Origin of the sequence: Herbidospora daliensis, assembly GCF_001570585.1 — a bacterium.
GTDB lineage: Bacteria > Actinomycetota > Actinomycetes > Streptosporangiales > Streptosporangiaceae > Herbidospora > Herbidospora daliensis.
Genome location: NZ_BBXF01000005.1, coordinates 84746 through 102739 on the forward strand (window position 1 = coordinate 84746; position 17994 = coordinate 102739).

The 17994-nt window shown below is 69.5% G+C and carries 15 protein-coding genes; 8 read left to right on the plus strand and 7 right to left on the minus strand.

What is annotated here, in order from left to right:
- Positions 1-317: 317 nt before the first annotated feature.
- On the plus strand, positions 318-1079 hold the full coding sequence (locus AW274_RS23625; RefSeq protein ID WP_062437866.1) for a class I SAM-dependent methyltransferase: 762 nt from the start codon (positions 318-320) through the stop codon (positions 1077-1079).
- 2767 nt (positions 1080-3846) lie between these two features.
- On the opposite strand, the gene AW274_RS23630 is transcribed toward AW274_RS23625, so the two are convergent.
- Both AW274_RS23630 and AW274_RS23635 read right to left on the minus strand, forming a co-directional pair.
- A complete protein-coding gene (locus AW274_RS23630) occupies positions 3847-6339 on the minus strand; it encodes an FtsX-like permease family protein (protein ID WP_062436376.1) in 2493 nt (830 codons plus the stop codon).
- Positions 6333-7040 (minus strand): ABC transporter ATP-binding protein, encoded by a 708-nt coding sequence (locus AW274_RS23635; protein ID WP_232320300.1) that lies wholly within the window; start codon positions 7038-7040, stop codon positions 6333-6335. Before AW274_RS23635 ends, AW274_RS23630 begins: the two co-directional genes overlap by 7 nt.
- A 111-nt stretch (positions 7041-7151) precedes the next feature.
- Here AW274_RS23635 and AW274_RS23640 point away from each other — a divergent pair, with 111 nt between their 5' ends.
- The 4 genes from AW274_RS23640 to AW274_RS23655 all read left to right on the plus strand — a co-directional run bounded on the left by AW274_RS23640 (position 7152) and on the right by AW274_RS23655 (position 11170).
- On the plus strand, positions 7152-8360 hold the full coding sequence (locus AW274_RS23640) for a sensor histidine kinase (RefSeq protein WP_232320302.1): 1209 nt from the start codon (positions 7152-7154) through the stop codon (positions 8358-8360).
- Between the two features lie 259 nt (positions 8361-8619).
- On the plus strand, positions 8620-9273 hold the full coding sequence (locus AW274_RS23645; protein WP_062436379.1) for a response regulator: 654 nt from the start codon (positions 8620-8622) through the stop codon (positions 9271-9273).
- A 1142-nt stretch (positions 9274-10415) separates the two neighbouring features.
- Entirely contained in the window at positions 10416-10829 is a 414-nt protein-coding gene (locus AW274_RS23650; protein WP_232320304.1) for a helix-turn-helix domain-containing protein, read from the plus strand.
- A 2-nt stretch (positions 10830-10831) separates the two neighbouring features.
- Positions 10832-11170 (plus strand): DUF4180 domain-containing protein, encoded by a 339-nt coding sequence (locus AW274_RS23655; RefSeq protein WP_232320306.1) that lies wholly within the window; start codon positions 10832-10834, stop codon positions 11168-11170.
- Here the strand turns inward: AW274_RS23655 and AW274_RS23660 are convergent.
- The gene (locus AW274_RS23660) at positions 11154-11450 is read right to left on the minus strand and encodes an AzlD domain-containing protein (RefSeq protein ID WP_062436386.1); all 297 of its coding nucleotides are present in this window, start codon (positions 11448-11450) and stop codon (positions 11154-11156) included. The genes AW274_RS23655 and AW274_RS23660 overlap by 17 nt on opposite strands.
- Before the next feature lie 820 nt (positions 11451-12270).
- Positions 12271-12891, minus strand: coding sequence for an AzlC family ABC transporter permease (locus AW274_RS23665; RefSeq protein ID WP_232320307.1), 621 nt, complete (start codon positions 12889-12891; stop codon positions 12271-12273).
- Positions 12892-12983: 92 nt separating this feature from the next.
- On the opposite strand from AW274_RS23665, the gene AW274_RS23670 reads away from it, so the two are divergent.
- Both AW274_RS23670 and AW274_RS39430 read left to right on the plus strand, forming a co-directional pair.
- Positions 12984-13541 carry a helix-turn-helix domain-containing protein gene (locus tag AW274_RS23670; RefSeq protein ID WP_062436388.1) on the plus strand — a complete coding sequence of 186 codons (558 nt, stop codon included), beginning with the start codon at positions 12984-12986 and terminating at the stop codon, positions 13539-13541.
- Positions 13538-14245 (plus strand): pentapeptide repeat-containing protein, encoded by a 708-nt coding sequence (locus AW274_RS39430; RefSeq protein WP_062436390.1) that lies wholly within the window; start codon positions 13538-13540, stop codon positions 14243-14245. The genes AW274_RS23670 and AW274_RS39430 overlap by 4 nt, the downstream gene beginning before the upstream one ends.
- Here AW274_RS39430 and AW274_RS23680 read toward each other — a convergent pair.
- Together AW274_RS23680 and AW274_RS23685 are read right to left on the minus strand one after the other, a co-directional pair.
- Positions 14147-15454: an MFS transporter gene (locus AW274_RS23680; protein ID WP_063813569.1), complete on the minus strand. Its 1308-nt coding sequence runs from the start codon at positions 15452-15454 to the stop codon at positions 14147-14149. The genes AW274_RS39430 and AW274_RS23680 overlap by 99 nt on opposite strands.
- The gene (locus AW274_RS23685; RefSeq protein WP_232320309.1) at positions 15451-16011 is read right to left on the minus strand and encodes an ArsR/SmtB family transcription factor; all 561 of its coding nucleotides are present in this window, start codon (positions 16009-16011) and stop codon (positions 15451-15453) included. Before AW274_RS23685 ends, AW274_RS23680 begins: the two co-directional genes overlap by 4 nt.
- A gap of 103 nt (positions 16012-16114) precedes the next feature.
- Between AW274_RS23685 and AW274_RS23690 the strand changes: the two genes are divergently transcribed.
- Positions 16115-17125: a zinc-dependent alcohol dehydrogenase gene (locus AW274_RS23690; RefSeq protein ID WP_062436394.1), complete on the plus strand. Its 1011-nt coding sequence runs from the start codon at positions 16115-16117 to the stop codon at positions 17123-17125.
- Here AW274_RS23690 and AW274_RS40500 read toward each other — a convergent pair.
- The gene (locus tag AW274_RS40500) at positions 17068-17952 is read right to left on the minus strand and encodes a DUF3800 domain-containing protein (protein WP_232320311.1); all 885 of its coding nucleotides are present in this window, start codon (positions 17950-17952) and stop codon (positions 17068-17070) included. The genes AW274_RS23690 and AW274_RS40500 overlap by 58 nt on opposite strands.
- Between the last annotated feature and the right edge of the window lie 42 nt (positions 17953-17994).

Genomic DNA, 17994 nt, shown 5'->3' on the forward strand with positions numbered 1-17994 from the left:
CCCGCCGACGTGATCACCGCTTATGAGAAGGCAGCCGACGGCGGCGTGGCCTAGATCGGCGAGCGTGAACGCGTCACCTGCCACGACGTGAATGCGTGCATCAAGGAGTTCGACGCACTGATTGGGCAACCTGCCGCCGGTCTTGGACGACACCCCGACCGGATACACGGGGCGAGCCGCATACGTTTCTACGTCGCAGCTGGCCGCAGAATCGCCGAGAACCCGAGCGTGTCCACTTCTGCACCGCATGACCTCTGGTGTACATGAGCCCGATAAATCGGTGGGAATGCCGCATCGCGACCGGCAGGGTGGACGGCATGTTCTCCGATCGTCTGGCAGAAGGCCTGGCCGTTCCCGTCGAAGGGTGGGACTTCTCCTGGTTCGACGGCCGGGCCACCGAGCAGCGGCCCTCGTGGGGCTATTCGCGCCTGCTCGCCGACCGCGCCGCTTCGGCGAAGGCGCTGCTCGACGTGCAGACCGGCGGAGGCGAGGTGCTGGCGTCGGTGCCGGCCCTGCCACCGGTGGTGGCCGCGACCGAATCGTGGGAGCCCAACCTCGCCCTCGCCCGTCGCCGGCTCGGCGAAGCCGTCGCCCACATTCCCGACGACGCCGACCTGCCCTTCCCCGACGCGCACTTCGATCTCGTAGTCTCCCGCCACCCAGTCACCACCCGCTGGGACGAGATCGCCCGCGTCCTCACCCCCGGCGGCCGCTACCTGGCCCAGCACGTCGGCTCGGGCACGGTACGCGAACTGACCGAGTTCATGATGGGCCAGGTCACCGGCGGCCGCCGCCCCCACGACCCGCTGACGACCCACTCCGGCGTGGACGTCGTCGGCCTCGTGACCGCAGCCGAACGAGCCGGACTCGACGTGACCGACGTCCGGCACGAGGCGCTGCGGATGGAGTTCTTCGACATCGCGGCCGTCGTGGTGTTCCTGCGCAAGGTCGTCTGGACGGTCCCGGGGTTCACCGTTGATGCCTACCGTGACCGCCTGGAGACGCTGCACGACTTCATCGAGCGGCACGGCCCGTTCGTGGCCCACTCGCAGCGCATCCTCATCGAGGCGGTGCGTTGACCGGCCCGTCTCGCGGAGGAACAGCCCAGTTTTGTCGTTGACGTAAGTGCCGCCTTTCACGGCCGTGCGGGTGCTCACCGCCCGAGAGGGTAGGGAGGGTTTGGCCGAGGGTGCATTTCGATGTGAAGCCGACCTTGGCCAGGATGCTCGACGCGCGGCCTTGACCGTTGGGAGGCGCGCATGAGGTCCCGCACTGATCTGGGCGTTCGAGCTGCCATGACCGCGCGCGACGGCGACCTCTAGTCTGCAGGTGGTTGAGCGATCTCAGTTTCGTCCCGGCCGCCGACGGCCGGCTACTGGGCACACTCTCGACCAGACGGACTATCAAGTGACTCTGGCCCAAGCCGGACTGCCGCCCGTGCAATCACCCGCCGCCAACTGCCTTCCCACCGTCCTGCTGTCCTGCTGTCCTGCCGCCTCGGCATCTTGCCGCTTCGACATCCTGCCCCGAAGCCGCGACGCCCCGAAGCCGCGACGCCCCGAAGCCGCGACGCCCCGAAGCCGCGACGCCCCGAAGCCGCGACGCCCCGAAGCCGCGACGCCCCGAAGCCGCGACGCCCCGAAGCCGCGACGCCCCGCCGTCCTGAAGCCCTGCCGTCCCGACGTCCCGACGTCCCGACGTCCCAACGTCCCAACGTCCCAACAGCATTGAGGCCGACCCGGCCGACACATCGGTCAATGGCCAGGGCGCCGAAATTCGGACGGCGTGGCTGCACCGGTCCCTGCACCAGGGTGAACTGCACGGGCTACAGCACCAGGTGGAAAGCGATGAGTTCATCCGCCATGAGGTCTCAACCGCCACGTCCCACACCTGGACCGGCAACACTCGCAAGCCCGCGCACCCACACGCGACGGCTGGCTGCCCACTCGATCTCATGAGTGCACGTAGTTAGCCAACGCCCGCCTGCCCCCATACACATTGGCTCGCAAGTCTCGCTCCGACCGTGCCAACGGCTGAACCGCATCACTCGCTGGCGGCCCTTGGCGCTTGTTCTCCGTGTTGTATTCGGCTGCGCCTCGTGCGCTCATGCATAGGCACTCACGAGAAACAGAAAAGACTTAAACAATCACCCATCGTGACAGACGGCATATCTCCAACCTCGATCGCGACGGTGCGCCACTGGTCAGGTGAATACACTAGTTCAGTGCGTTCGGATGCTTACCGTGTGTGAACATTGACAATTCAGAGCGTAGTATTTTCGACAGATGAAGTCAGCGCCTAGGTGATCTTGTCACGCGCCGACCTGTGACGTAATGTCCGCTTCGAAGATCATTCGATCGCGACATTTCGGATAGCAAGCAGGGAACCTCCCTGCTCCCTCCAGTTCGGAGACGGCTCTCTCATGCCATCACGGCACCTGGCATTCGCGGAGCATCGACGAGGTCTGAACCAGCTCCCCTTGATGTCCGCACAGGCGCTAGAGAGTTCGCAAGCGATCACTTATGAAACGTGAACGTCGACGACGGTGGTTCCACTTCCGTCACAACTGGCAGGACACCGAGCGCATCGGCAACGTCGTAGTTCAACACTGCCTGACCTGCCTCAAAAGCCGAGTGCGCATTCGGTAGCCAGCGCAGGATTGCCCACTAAATCCCAGCCCGGCCCCGACGCGTCAACGGGGAACTGGCGGACATTCGTCCATGTCACCGGTTAAAGGTGGCCAGCGGATCAGGCGCGCCCGAGCGCCGTCGGCTCCGCTGCAGTCATCGGCGCCGACCTTCAGCGCCGCTACGTGGACCTGGGAACGGACAGCAGGCCCGGTGAGTTGGCGTGCCGCGCTGGCCGTCAATACGGGTATCGGCGCAGGTATCACTCTGGCTCTAGCGGTCACGAGTTGCGGTCCTCGACCGTAAGCCCCTCCTTCGGCGCCTGGGTGATCGACACCTCCCCGTCGGTTCAGGGCGGGCTTGCGGGCGTGGGTCGGACGCTCTGAACAACCCGGCGGCCGCTCCACCCGGAGGCCAGGCGGGGGCACCTCGCACCCGAGCTTCTCCGTCAATCTCCCCTGCATGCCCACCGGATCCAGCTCCTCGATAAGCCGGCCGACCTCGGCGGGAGTCGGCTGCCGCAGGCCAGGCATTCCGATCACATCACCCAGGTCCTCTCGCAGATGATCGTTGCCGCCCGCTGATTCGGGGCAGAGCTCGAGCGCCCGCACATGCACGCTGAGAACCCATCACCACGAAGGTTGTGCGTCCGACGGGCGATGGCTTCCGCACCTGGCGTGTTCGGCCCAGAGACGGGCCTCGCTCGCCATGTGGGCCTCCCAATCGTGCGAGTTCCCGCCGATGATGGATCACCATCCCCCAGAGGGCCCTGGCATGGACGGGCGAGCCCAGCAGGACGTCCCACTCAGATCGACCGAATCGGGCCGTAGGACGACAGGCGACAGGGAGCAGTGCCCGAACACGCCCCGGGCATGTGAGATGAGCCAGACATGGCCGGGTTGCACAGCGCCGCGATCGTCGCGCCCCGCGATCAGGTCCGACCAGGACTGAGACGACCACGATGACCCATGCAACTTCGCCGGGTGGTGCCGTCCACCGGATGCCGCGCGGTCCGCCGTCCCCGCCCCTGGTCGAGAAAGGCCAGAGCGAAGCGCGCCAGCAGATCGAGATTGGCACCCGCGTGGCCTTATGAGCAGCCCGAGGCCCACTGCCGACTCGAACGATGCGAGTCGACGGACCAGGAGCGGCAGCGGTGGCGACGTCGATCGTGCCGAGCTTGGCCACAGACCCTTCTCTCTGACGATGCGACAACGGCCGCTCAATGCCCGACTTTCGTCGTGGCCGCGAGCACCGCCGACCCGGCGGCCAGCACCAGGCAGACCGCGATCAGCCCTCCGATGAACGGCCACGGGATGACCAGCGGGACTTCCGCATTCATGGCCTCAGCGAACGCGCCGCGGATGCCGAACAGCGCGGGCAACGCCACCACCAGTCCTAACCCGGCGCCGAGCAGCACCACGAGGCCCGACTCCGCCGCGACGGTCCCGCGCACCTGCCGAGGGGTCGCCCCCGACAGCCGCAGCACCTCCAGGTCGCGTCCCCGGCCGGCGGCCGACATCACCATCGTGTTCACGATCGCCACAGCCGCGTAAGCAGTGGACACCACGACCAGCAGCAGCGTCGCGATCCACACCAGCCGGTCTTCCTCGGCGTCGGCCTCGGCAGCGTAGGTCGCCACGTCCACCACCCGCGCCCCCGGACCGGGGTCGGCGGCGGCGCCGACGACGTAGGCCTCGTCCGCGAGCACTGCCGGGTCGTGCCTCCTCAGCAGATCCCGGGACACGAGCGCGTCGGCGTCCGCGTTCTCCACGGTGCCGGCGACGGTCAGCCGTGCCGACGTGCCGTCTTCGAACGACACCGGCAGCACCGCGCCCGGCCGCAGCCCCCGCTCCTCCGCGAGCCAGTCGGCGAGCAGGATCCGGTCGTCAGGACGGAGCACATCGAGCGGACCCGAGGTATCCCCGGCCTTCTCCAGCAATTCCGGCGTAGCCCCCAAGACGCTCAGCGGGTCGCCGTTCGCCTCGAACACCGCACTGAACAAGGACGAGTCGCCACCCGACGCATCGGTCAGGCCAGGGGTGCCATCGGGCACGATAACCGCGTTGGCGCGGATCGTGGTGGCGCGGACCGCCGCGAAACCGGCGGCTGTCGTCTGCACCATGCCCGTGATCAGCACCGCGCATCCCACAGTGACCAGCACCGGCGTGGCCGTGGCGGCGGTCCGGCGCACCGAGGACCGGGCGTTCTCCCGGACGAGCATCCCGACCGCCCCACGTCCACGGGTGAACGGCCACGACGCCAACCGCGCCACCGGCGGGACCACCACGGGAGACAGCAGCGCCAGACCGGCGATCACACCGACTGCGGCGACCAGACCCGACATCACGAACGCGCCCTCAGAGTCGGAGCTCACCGCCGAGGCCACGCCCAGCGCGCATAAGGCCAGCCCGGTGATCCATCGCAGGCGCGGCATCGGCCGGTTGTCCACGTCGGCCTCGCGGAGCGCCTCCAGCGGACTCACCCGCGCCGCTCGTCTCGACGCCGACCAGACCGCCACCAGTGTCAGAACCACCCCACCTGCGAACGACCCCGCCAGCGGGAGCAGTGACAGACCGACCGTGAACCCCGCCGGCTCGAACCCGACATCGACCAGGACCCCGCCCAGCATGGGGGCGAGCAACGCGCCGGCCGCCACGCCCGCCGCCGTCGCGGCGACCCCGACGACGAGCGCCTCGCCGTAGACCATGGCCCGCACCTGACGCGGCGTCGCACCGACGGCCCGCAGCAGCCCGAACTCCCTGCGGCGCTGCGCCACTCCGACGGCGAACGTCGACCCCACCACCAGTACGGACACGAGGGCCGACAGGACGAACATGCCGGTGAGGACCTGCATGCCGATCCAGCGGGTCCGCTCGTCGTCACGGGATTCCAGCACGCTCCGGTCGTCTCCGGTGAGAACGTCGCCGACCTTCTGCGACGGGGTGACCGACGTCGGTGGCATCGTGGCGTCGGCTGTCGGGGACCCTGCGAATGCAGGCTCCTGCCCCGATACGCTGCCCTCCGAAGGGGTGCCCGCCTTGTCTTCCGTAGTGGCGGAGATCTCTTCCGTAGCGGCGGAAATGACAGTCGCGGATTTCGCGATCGCGGCGACGTTGGCTCCCGGCTCGACGACCAGGCCGATCGCGCGCACCCCCGCTGAGAGAGAGGCCGCTTCGGCGTCGTCCAGGAAGACCCCGGGCCCGTCGACCGTGCCGGACACCGTGTAGGTCACCGGACCGGGTGCCGTCAGCACGGACACCCGTGTCCCTGGCGCCAGCCCCAGCGACCGGTCGACGACCACCTCGCCGTTACGCGGTGCGGTGCCCGCAATCAGCCGGTAGGGGGCCAGCATCGCCGTGGACCAGGCGTAACCTCGCTCGGATGGCACCGGTCGACCGTCGAGGATCGGCTGGGCGTAGAAGGTGCGTTCGGGGACGGCCTGTGCCACTCCGGGGATCGCGGACAGCCTGCCGAGCAGCGACGTGACCGTCTCGGGTGACCATGGGCGGTCGGGGGCGAAGCTGCCCTCTGCCCGCTCCGCTCTCGGAGCCGACACGAACACCGGCGCGCCCGCCAGCCGGTCGGGCACCCTCGGCCGCGCCGAGGCCAGCGCTAAGACGCTCATCGACACCAGCGCCATGCCGAGGAACAGCACGACGAAGCCGCCGGCGAACGAGTGCCACCGTTCTCTCACCGTCGCGAAGCTCAGCATGATCCCGCCATCCGGGCGGCGACGGTCTCGGCCGTCAGCGCGCCGCTCAACTCGTCGACGATGCGACCGTCTTCCAGGAAGATCACCCGGTCGGCGTAGGACGCGGTCACCGGGTCGTGGGTCACCACGATCATCGTCTGGCCGTGGTCGTCGACCAGGCCGCGCAGCATGCCGAGCACCTGGCGTGAGGTCTCGCTGTCGAGCTGGCCGGTCGGTTCGTCGGCGAACACCACGGCGGGCCTGGTGATCAGTGCCCGGGCGATCGCCACCCGCTGCTGCTCGCCGCCCGACAAGCCGTTCGGCCGATGACCGGCCCTGTCGGCCAAGCCGACTTCCGCCAGCGCCTGGCGAACCGACGCGGGGGCGGCGGGACGCCCGGCGAGACGTAACGGCAGCGCGACGTTCTGCTCCGCGGTCAGCGCGGAGACCAGGTTGAACGCCTGGAAAACGAACCCGATCCGCTCGCGCCGCAGCACGGTCAGGCCGTGTTCGTTCAGCGTGCCGAGGTCGGTGCCGTCGACGATGACCGTTCCCTCGGTCGGTCGGTCGAGGCCGGCCGCGCAGTGCAGCAGCGTCGACTTCCCCGACCCCGACGGGCCCATGATCGCCGTCAGGGTGCCCGCCTCGAAGCCGGCCGTCACCCCGTCGAGCGCGGCCACCATTCCGTAGGTGCGGCGTACCGCTTTCAAGTGAACCTTCATGGCGTCAAGCGAAGCCGACCCGCCCATGCAGGCACATTGGTGCTGCGGCGAGAAGCGATGGTAGTCCTGGCACTACCGTGCAGGCCCGGATCGATCGGCTACGGTCGGGGCGTGCTGACCAGAACCGTCATGTCCGCGATGACGCGTCGGCCACTGGCGTTCCTGTGCTCGTCGTGGCCGTGGCGCGCGCTCGCATATCTATTGTGCAGCGCCGTCTACGCCGTGATCGTGTGCCTCCTCGTCTACACCGCCTACGTCTTCGGCACCGGCACGGCCTTCGCGGCCGCGCTGCTCGTCCTAATCGTGCTGTCGTTGCCGGCGGCGGCGTTCGAGCGGCTGCGGATGCGGCTGGTCGACCGCATGCCCGCGGATGACCCGCATGTGCGGCCACCGAAAGCGGGGGTGCGGGCCTGGCTTGACACCCGGGTGCGGGAGCAGGCGACCTGGCGTGATCTGGGGTTCACGGTCGTTGCGTTGTCGGTGTTGTGCTGGATGGACCTCGGGCTCGTCTCGTCCGCGTTCTGGTTGCCGGTGCTGCTGATGTCGGCGCCGTTCCAGCCGAGCCTGCACTGGGCCGACGGTCTGCCCCTGGCCATCGGCGGGGTGCTGCTGGTGCCGCTGTCGGCCTACATGCTGGCGGCCTGGGCAGGCACCCGGGCCATGATCGCGCGGGCGGTCATCGCGCCGGGGGAGGCCGAGATCATCCGCTCCCGGGCCCGGCTCGTCGACGCGTTCGAGGCCGAACGCCGCCGCATCGAGCGCGACCTCCACGACGGCGCCCAGCAGCGGCTGGTGTCCCTCAGCATGAAACTCGGCCTCGCCCGCCTCGACCTGCCACCCGGTTCGCCCGCCGAGACCCAGGTCGCCGAGGCCCATGAGGAGGCCAAACGTGTGCTGGCCGAGCTGCGCGAACTGATCCGGGGCATCCACCCGCAGGTCCTCACCGACCGGGGGCTCGGTGCTGCGGTCGAAGACGTGGCGGGCCGGTCGCCGGTCCCGGTCGACGTCGACGTCTTGCTCCCTGGGCGCTTGCCCGCGCCGATCGAGACCGCCGCCTACTACGTCGTCTCGGAGGCGATGGCGAACATCGCCAAACACAGCGGCGCCCGACAGGGCGTCGTGTACGGCCGTCTCCACGAGGGCGCCCTGATCCTGGAGGTCCGCGACGACGGAGTGGGCGGCGCCGACCCGGCGGCGGGCTCGGGCCTGGCGGGCCTGGCCGACCGCGTCGCGGTCACCGACGGCGTGATGACCGTCTCCAGTCCGCATGGTGGCCCGACCTTGTTACGAGTGGAGATCCCGTGTCCGGTGCCCGGATAGTTCCGATGGCGATGCCGGGTCTAGCGGGAGATTTCGGATGAGATCATTTGTGATGCCCCCGATGACCTGGGAGGGGGTAGTCGACGAAGCGAGGTGGAATGGCGCTTCTCTCGTCAGTCGGTGGACGAGTTCCGCAAGACGAGACGCCGGCGATTCTGTGTAGCGCTGGCAGAGATCCGTTGTTCCGTCTACGAGGGTTCTCCCAGCGGGTTCTCGGTTCTCCAGGTCGCCCGAGTGAAGATCGTGAAGGGGAGGTCGTGTGCCCCGTCTCCGGGTAGCGCTGGCCGAAGACGTCGTGTTGCTGCGTGAAGGGCTCGCCGGGCTTCTCGACCGGTTCGGCCACGAGGTCGTCGCCGCGGTCGGCGACGGTGACGCGCTCATCGAAGCCGCGAACGTCCACGAACCCGACATCGTCGTCACCGACGCGCGCATGCCGCCCGGCTTCTCCGACGAGGGTCTGCGGGCCGCGCTCACCCTGCGCGCCGCCCGTCCCCGCCTGGCCGTCCTGGTGCTCAGCCAGTACGTCGAACAGACCTACGCCGCCGAACTGCTCGACTCCGGCGGTGGCGTCGGCATCGGTTACCTGCTGAAAGACCGCATCGGCGAGGTACGCGAGTTCGTCGAAGCGGTCGAACGCGTCGCCGAGGGGCACACGGTCGTCGATCCCGAGGTAGTGCGGCAACTGATCAGCCGCCGCCGCGAACCGCTGGCCCGGCTGACCCCGCGCGAACTCGAAGTGCTGGGCCTGGTGGCCGAAGGGCGCTCCAACGCGGCCATCGCGCGCGCGTTGGTGGTCACCGAGGCGGCGGTCGCCAAGCACATCGCCAGCATCCTCGCCAAGCTCGACCTGCCCCCGGCCGAAGACGACCACCGCCGGGTGTTGGCCGTGCTGGCATATCTGAGAGGGCGCTGATCGGCTTTCCTGCATACGGAGCTCACAGAGGCGCAGGTACACGCGATCACGCTCAAGGGGAAGATGGCATCTGGTTCATCGGCCGAGCCCCTGATTGCCTGCTGTTTCTCCCAGCTCGGTCGCTTTCGACGAGGACGCTCAGTCTTAGGTTACGTCGGCCACGCGCTGGTTCTCCCGGCTCAGCTGCTGACTCAGTCGCTGGCTCTCCCCGGCGCAGACGCATTCGGGGGAGACGGCCACGTCTGGTTTCTCGGGCGGACCGCTGGTTCTCACGGCCTAGCTGATGGATCGACCGCTGGCGTTCTCAGCTCGGTCGTGTTTGCTGGAAAATGGTCATGTCTGGTTCTTCGGCCGGACCGGTGGTTCTCGCGGTCTAGCTGATGGTTTGGCCGCCGGTTCCCCCCCAGCTCGGTCGCGTTTGCTGAGGATGGTCACGTCTGGTTTCTCGGCTGGACCGGTGGTTCTCGCGGTCCGACTGATGGTTCGACCGCTGGTTCTCCCAGCTTGGTCGTGTTTGCTGAAGATGGCTACGACTAGCTCCTCTGCCAAGTCGCTGATCTCCCCGCTTGATTGGCTGGTTCCTTGTTGCGGCCGGGTGAGGGGAGGAAGCCGCATGTAATTTCCGGCCCGACTGCTTGTCCATCTGGACTGCGCCATCCCGCCAAGGTGCTTCCTTCCGATTCGGCTGTTGTCTGGCCCGCTGCGATCGACAAGGACGGCTTGGCCTGAGCGCCGGCTTCGCGCCCTGGCCGTGTTCGCCGTGACGGGTGCCATCTAGTGCGCGGTTCCACTGAGATCGAGGCCGAATCGGTCAGCAGAAAGACGGAAGTCGTTTCACCAGGAGACCTGCGAAACCACCGCGACCGTCGCTGCCGCCAGCCTCGGTGCCGTGCGTAGGGGACCCGGGCTCCTTGGTCTGCCCCTCGCTCATGAAGGGTTCCAATGGCACCACCGATCATGGGGGGATGCGGCTGATCACGAGCTACTGTTCAACGCCTTCATCCGCTGGATCTTCGGCTGGATGGACCTCTACCAGGGGCAGCCAGGTCTCTGCTGACCGCCGTTCGTCCTAAGCGAGGCGGTGCTCGTCGCCTTCTCGCTAACGGCGCCGACATTCCCTATCGTTCCCTATAATGGGGAAGATGCAGCCATATTCGGTCGAACAGGTCGCGAATCTGCTCGGCCTTCACGTCAAGACGGTGCGGAACTACGTCCGGGACGGGAAGCTGAAGGCCGTCCGCATCGGCAAGCAATATCGCATCACCCGCGAGGACCTGGAAGCCTTCACCGGACAGCCCGTGGTCCCCGAGACGGTACGGCGGCATCGGGCGGTCGAGGTCTCCAGTGTCGTCCAGGTCGACGCGATCAGCCGGCAGCAGACCGATCGCCTCTCCAACGCGCTGATCGCCGCCGCCAACACCGGCAGTGGCGAGGGCAGGCTCCGGGTCGAGACCGTCTACGACGAGGTCAGGGCCTCGCTGAAGATCATCGTGATCGGCGGGGTCGCCGACACCGCCGCGCTGCTCGCCATCGTCGACGCCCTCACCCAGGAGTGACCGTGCACTACATCCTTCCCGCCGACGGGCCGCCGATCGCCACCGAGGCCGACGCGCTCGACGTCATCGGTGCCACCTTCGGACAAGGCGTGACCTGGGTGGTCATCCCGGCCGAACGGCTGCCCGACGCCTTCTTCTCCCTGCGGACCGGGCTCGCGGGCGCGATCCTGCAGAAGTTCGTCCAGTACGGCTTCCGCCTGGCCGTCATCGGAGACGTCTCCCGCCATGTCGCGGCCAGTGACGCCTTCCGTGACCTGGTCCGCGAATGCAACCGCGGCGACCAGACGTGGTTCCTGCCGACCCGCGAGGAGTTCGACGCCCGCGTCACGGCACTCCGATAAGCCGCAGCACGGCCGTGGTCGCCGCCGCCGCGATCACGATCACCGGGAACGGAGCCTTCCGGATGGCCAGCACCCCCGCCACCAGCACCCCGGCCGGCCGCGCCCATCCGGCGAACGACGAGGTCACGACCAGCGCGAACAACAGCACGAGTGCGGCCACCGACAGCAGGTCCTCCAGGCGGGGCGGGATACGTACCCGATCCCGGAAGAGGGGGCCCGCCAGCCGGAACGCGAGCGTTCCGGCGGCGAGCACCACGATGGCGACGATCGGCATGTCCATGTCAGGCCCTCCTTCGGCCGGGTCTATCAAGGGTGGTGTCGGCAGGGCATTCCGGTGTCATCGGTCAAGGAGGACCGGACGGGTGAATGTCCTGGAGCGTGTCGGTGTCTGGGTTTTCGTCGCCGGAGTGTCGGCAGGGTGCTTCGGTGTTCTCGGTCAAGGAGGACCGGGCGGGTGAATGTCCTGGAGCGTGTCGGAGTCCTGGTTGTCGTGTCGGCAGGGCGTTTCGGTGGCCTCGGCCGAGGAGACCTGGTGGGTGAATTTCTTGGAGCATGTCGGACCCCTGGTTGTCGTGTCGGCAGGGCATTCCGGTGTTCTCGGTCAAGGAGGACCGGGCGGGTGAATGCCCTGGAGCGTGTCGGAGTCCTGGTTGTCGTGTCGGCAGGGCGCTTCGGTGTTCTCGGTCAAGGAGGACCGGGCGGGTGAATGTCCTGCCGCCCCACCGTGTCCTGGTTTCGTCGCCGATCGTGTCGGCAGAGCGCTTCAATGGGCTCGGCCACGAAAGACCGGACGGGCGGAGGCCCTGGCGCTTGTCGGTTGCCCGGCCCCACTTTCTGGCCGAGTCAGCAGGGCGCTTTGATGACTGTCGAGACAGGCGACCGCCTAGGAGGGTGGCCATTCCACGCCTCCCGCAGTGTGTCGACTCGGGTCCTATAGGCAGCGCTTTAAAGGAATCCCCGTAACACGCCGAAGGCGGCCATGGATGCAGGGCAGGGGAACTCCCGTCGGCAGCGCAGTAGATGACAGCGGGCATGAATCCCAGGCCAGATGAGGAGTCGGCTCCTTCACCGCACAGGGGGAACTCCGAAGCATCCCCACCTCACGCCTCCTTCGGCCGCGCCAGCAGCCCCAGCAACGACAGCAGCACCGGAACCCCCGCCGGCAGCACCGCCGAAGCCGCCAACGCCACCACCCCGCCCGCCAATACCGGCACCCGCACCCTCCGCTCGGCAAGTGCGGGCACGATCAAAGCCAGCAGCACCGCTGGAAACATCGCGTCGAGCCCCAGCGCGTCGGTGTCCCCGACGACCGCCCCGGCCAGCGCCCCCACCACCACCGACACGTTCCACGCCGCGAACAGGGTCAGTCCGCTCACCCAGAAGTAGTCGTGCCGCTCCCGTGCATCCCGCCCCTTCAGGGCGAAGGCCACCGTTTCGTCCGTGATGAGCTGGGCGCCGTACCAGCGCCCTCTCACCACATCGGCGACCGCGAACGAGAAGGGGAGCAGGCGGGCGTTCAGTACCAGGCCGGTCGCCACCGCGGCCACGACACCACCCCCGCCCAGCACGATGCCGAGGGCGGCGAACTGGGCGCCGCCGGCGAAGACGATCAGGGACATCACCACGGGCACCCATGGCTCGAAGCCTCCTGACACGGCGATCGCGCCGAAGGAGGCTCCCACGATGGCGTCGGCGGTGCAGACGAGGGCTATGTCGCGCAAAGCCGTTCGCGATATCGAACGCATGGCCATTAGGATGAACACACACGCTACTGTTCGTCAAGGCGAACAATTGGACTCATGGAGCGAACGGCTTGGACACCTCCGCCGCGTTGATCACGCTCATCGCCGCGTCGATTCGACGGGAGCGGGAGCGGACCGGTCTGTCGTTGACCGAGCTCGCCAAGCGGGCCGGGATCGCCAAGTCGACCCTCTCGCAGCTCGAATCGGGGGCCGGCAATCCCAGCGTGGAGACCCTCTGGGCGCTCGCGGTCGCGTTGGGGGTGCCGATCAGCCGGCTCATCGATCCGCCCCGGCCGCATGTGCGGGTGATCCGGGCGGGGGAGGGGCCGGTGACGCACTCCGAGCGGGCCGACTACGCGGCCACGTTGCTGGCCTCGTGTCCTCCGGGGGCTCGCCGGGATCTGTTCCGCATCGACGCCGAGCCCGGTGAGGCGCGGGTGTCCGATCCGCACAACCCGGGCACGATGGAGCACGTGATCATCGGGCCCGGTCGGGCTCTCGTCGGGCCGATCGAGGGGCCCGTCGAGCTCGGGCCGGGGGATTACATCACCTACCCTGGCGACGTGCCGCATGTCTTCCGGGCGCTCGAACCCCGGACCACCGCCGTCATCGTCATGGAGCACGTGTGATCGACCTGCGCTCCGACTGCGCCTCCTGCGCCGGGTTGTGCTGCGTGGAGTTGCCGTTCACCCGGTCGGCCGACTTCGCCGTCGACAAGCCCGCCGGGAAGCCGTGCGCGAACCTGACCGGGGACTTCCGCTGCCGCATCCACGACCGGCTGCTCGACAGCGGCTACCAGGGGTGCGTCACCTTCGACTGCTTCGGGGCGGGGCAGCGGGTCACCCAGGAGGGGCGGGACGTCGCGCTCTTTCCGCTGCTGCGGCAGCTGCACGAGCTGCTGTGTTATCTCGAGGAGGCGTGCCGGTACGGGGACGCCGCCGACCTCCGTGAGGAGGCCGAGGCGCTGGCCGCCTCATCGGTGATCGACGGGTTCGCGGTCGACGAGCTGCGCGGGCGGGTCGGGGCGCGGCTCGGGGAGATCAGCGCCCAGGTGCGCGGGCCGGCCAAGGAGATGCGCCGTGACCTGGCCGGGGCGCGGTTGCGCGGCCGGGATCTGCGTGGTGTCAGCCTCCGGGGGCGGCTGCTCATCGGGGCCGATCTGCGCGGCGCCGACCTCCGGCGGGCCGACCTCCTCGGGGCCGACCTGCGGGGGGCCGACGTGCGCGGGGCCGATCTACGGGGTGCGCTGTTCCTGACCCGGCCGCAGGTCGCCGCCGCCCGAGGCGATCGGGAGACCCGGCTCGACCTCGACCGGCCCGGTCACTGGCGCTGAGCGCATCTCCTTCCACTCCGGGCGCAGGCCCGTGAGCGTCGTGGTCAGGAAGTACGCCACGCCGCAGACGATCAGCACCGGGACCAGCCCGGTCGCGGCCACCGCCGCGCCGGCCGCCAGGCCGCCGAGGGGGATGCCCGACCAGGCCACCGCGTCGCTGAGGGCGTTGACGCGGCCCAGGATCGGCCTCGGCACCCGTTCGAAGTAGATCGCGCCGATGATCGGGTTCAGGAAGCCGCTGCCGAAGCCGCCGACCGCGAAGACGGCCACCACCGCCCACAGCGGCACGTCGACCGCCAGGATCAGGAACCTTGGCGCGCCGATGACGAGGAAGCCGAGGAAGAAGACCAGCCGGCGGGGCAGCCGGTGCGCGACCATCGCCGCGATCAGCGAACCGGCCACGGCCGAGATGCCCATGACGCTGGTGGCCAGGCCGATCGCGGCCGGGCCGCCGCCGGTCTCCTTGGCCCACACCGGGAGGAGCAGGGAGGCGAAGGCGGCGTCCAGGAAGTTCGTGAGGCCGACCATGATCGTGATGGTCAGCATGAGGCGTTCGTTCTTCAGGAAGGCGAAGCCCTCGCCGAAGCGCCGCCAGTAGCCGGCGCTCGGGCCCGTCTCGGCCGGGCGGTGGCCCATGTGCTTCGGCAGCACGGTCGCGACGATCACCGAGCCGAGGGCGAAGCAGACCGCGTTGGCGATCAGGGCGACCATCGGGCCGGTCAGGGCCACCAGCGCGCCCGCGACCGCCGGGCCGACCGTGGACGCGAGCCGTTCGGCGACGCCCGCGAGGCCGGCCGCCCGCTCCAGGGGGATGCGGCCGAGTTCGGCCGCCTCCGGGACCATGATCTCCTTGGCCAGGTCGCCCGGGCCGCGCACCGCCCCGATGACCGCGACCAGGACCAGCAGCACGGGGAACGACAACGCCCCGGAGAAGTGCAGGATCGGGATCAGCAGGGCCGCCACGGCGCTGACCGCGTCGGCCCGCCACGACATGCGCCGCGGTCCCATCCGGTCGACGACCGGGCCCGCGAGGGCTTTGACCAGCACGTACGGGGCCATCTCGCAGAACGCGACCAGGCCGGTCTGGGTGACGCTGCCGGTGGTGACCAGCACGAACCAGGGGATGGCGATCGCGGAGACGCGGGTGCCCGTGAGGGCGGTCAGGGAGGCGGCGAACAGGCCCGCGACCGGGCGCCACGAGCGGGTCATGACGGCTCCGGGAGGGAGTGGACGACGAGCACGACACGCTCGGCGTCGTCGGGGGCCTGGGCGTCGGCGCCGTCGAGGCGGTAGCGGTCGACCACGGCGTGCAGCTCCTCGATCAGGCTGTGCGCCTCTTCGGGGGTGAGGCGCAGCGACCAGTCGCTGAGGTCGAAGACGTTGCGCCACTGGGCGGGCATGGTCTGGTGGGCGGCCAGGGTGCGCTGGGCGCGCTGGGCCTGGATGTCGATCACCGACTGGAGGTACATGAACGTGGCCTCCGGTTCCTGCTCGGCCAGCGCGCTGTCGTCGAAGTGGGTGACGCGGTGGATCGCCCGCCACCAGCGTTCGCGGCCGTTGCCCCGGTTCACGTCCTCCTCGACCAGCCCGCCGCCGGCGAGCTGGCGCAGGTGGTAGCTGGTCGCTCCCGAGGTGAGGCCGAGCCGGTCGGCCAGGCCGGTCGCGGTGTGGGGGCCGTGGAGCCGCAGCAGGCCGAGCAGTTGCACGCGGACCGGGTGCGCCAGCGCGCGCAGCCCCTTGGCGTCGAGGAAGACGGACTCGTTCATGTCGACCACCATAAACCGCAAAGAACTCTTTGCAAAGAACCCTTTGCGATTTGGGATGGCCGAAATCGGTACGCCAACGTAAGATCCAGGAGAAAAGGGGATCATGCGCGCGTTCGTCATAACCGGGCCGTTCCAGGGCGAAGTCGTGGACGTCGAGCCTCCCGTGCCGGGGCCCGGCGAGGTGATCGTCCGGGTCGAACGCGCCGGGATCTGCGGCACCGACGCCGAGTTCTTCACCGGCGAGATGGCCTACCTCCACGACGGACAGGCCCGCTACCCCCTCCGCATCGGGCACGAGTGGTGCGGCGTGGTGACCGCCCTCGGGGCCGGGGTCTCCCGCGAGTGGCTCGGCCGGCGGGTCACCGGGGACACCATGCTCGGCTGCCAGACCTGCCACCGCTGCCTCAGCGGGCGCCAGCACCTGTGCGCCGACCGGTTCGAGATCGGGATCCGGTACGGACGTCCGGGCGCCCTGGCCGAATTCCTGCCGGTCCCCGTCTTCGCGCTCCACGTGCTGCCCGACGAGGTCGGGCCCACGCTCGGGGCGCTGGTCGAGCCCGGCGGGAACGCGCTGCGCGCCGTCAGGGCGGCCCAGGTGGGCGCGGGCGACCGGCTGCTGATCCTCGGGCCGGGCACGATCGGCCTGCTGGCGGCCATGTTCGCGGCGGCCGAGGGCGCCGAGGTCCACCTGCTCGGCCTGTCGACGGGGTTCGCCCGCTCGCTCGGCTTCGCCTGCCACACCGAGGTGCCCGACCTGCCGTTCGACGCGGTCATCGACGCCTCCAACGCCGCCCGGCTGCCCGCCCTGGCCGTCGAGAGGGTCGAGCCCGGCGGGCGGGTGGTCTTCATCGGCCTGGCCGGGGAGCCGAGCCTGGTCGACACCCGCGTCATCGCGCTCAAGGACCTGCGGGTGACCGGCGTGCTCAGCGCGTCAGGCGGGCTGGCCGGCGCGATCGAGCGCTATGCCTCCGGCGCGGTCGACCCGGCGCCGCTGGTCGCCGCGACCATCGGGCTCGACGACGTGGCCGGGGCGCTGACCGCCGGCCGCGACCCCGATCAGCCCCCCAAGATCCACATCGACCCGTCGGACCAGACCGACTGGGAGTCGACGTAGGGGGCGAGCAGCCCCGCCAGCAGCTGGTCGCCCTGGCCGTGCAGGGCGTCGGCGGCGATCCCGCGGGCGATCCCGGCCACCAGGTCGGCCACCTGGATGCGCGCGTCGAGATGGGACTCCTGGAGCCGCAGCTCCTCCAGAGGACAGGCCCGGCGCAGCAGCTCGACCCGCTCCTCGGTGAGGCTGGTCTGGCGGTCGTGCACGATCGTCACCGGACGGCCCCGGCCCCAGTGCTCGACCGCCCGCACGATCGCCGGCAGCAGCGGGTCGAGGGGCGCGGCGGTGCCCGGTTCGCGGGCCAGGCGCACCCGCAGGTCCTCGATCTGGGGGCGGGTCTTGGCCAGGCGGCGCAGCAGGTCGCCGGCCTCGCCGGGGATCTGGGCCAGGTCGTCGACCAGGGCGAACACGTCGTCGATCGACCGGTCGGAGTAGGGCCGCATCAGGTCGTTGAAGCCCTCCAGCAGGGCGGGCCAGCGGGCCCCGAAGGCGGCCGGGCCCAGCCGGTAGAGGCGGTCGCCGTCCTCGCCCGTCAGGTCGGCGATCCGGCGGGTCATGTGGAGGGTCTTGTCGGTCAGGTGGACGTGGGCGCGGCCCGGCAGCGGCCCCGTCGGGCCGAGCAGCCATTGCAGGGCCAGCCGGTGCTTGGCCCGCCGGATGACGAACGCCTTGTACTCGGTCACCGGCGAGGGGGCGCGATGGCGCACCTCGTCCATGCACGCCTCGGCCTCGTCGAGGGTGAGCGCGATGCCGGCGTGGGCGAACACGTCGGTCACCCCGCCGATGAGCTTCTCGCCCTCCGCTCCCGACTCGTCACACCCGATCTCCATGCTGGCCATTAGACAATACGGGGCGAACCTTTTGCCGCCCGG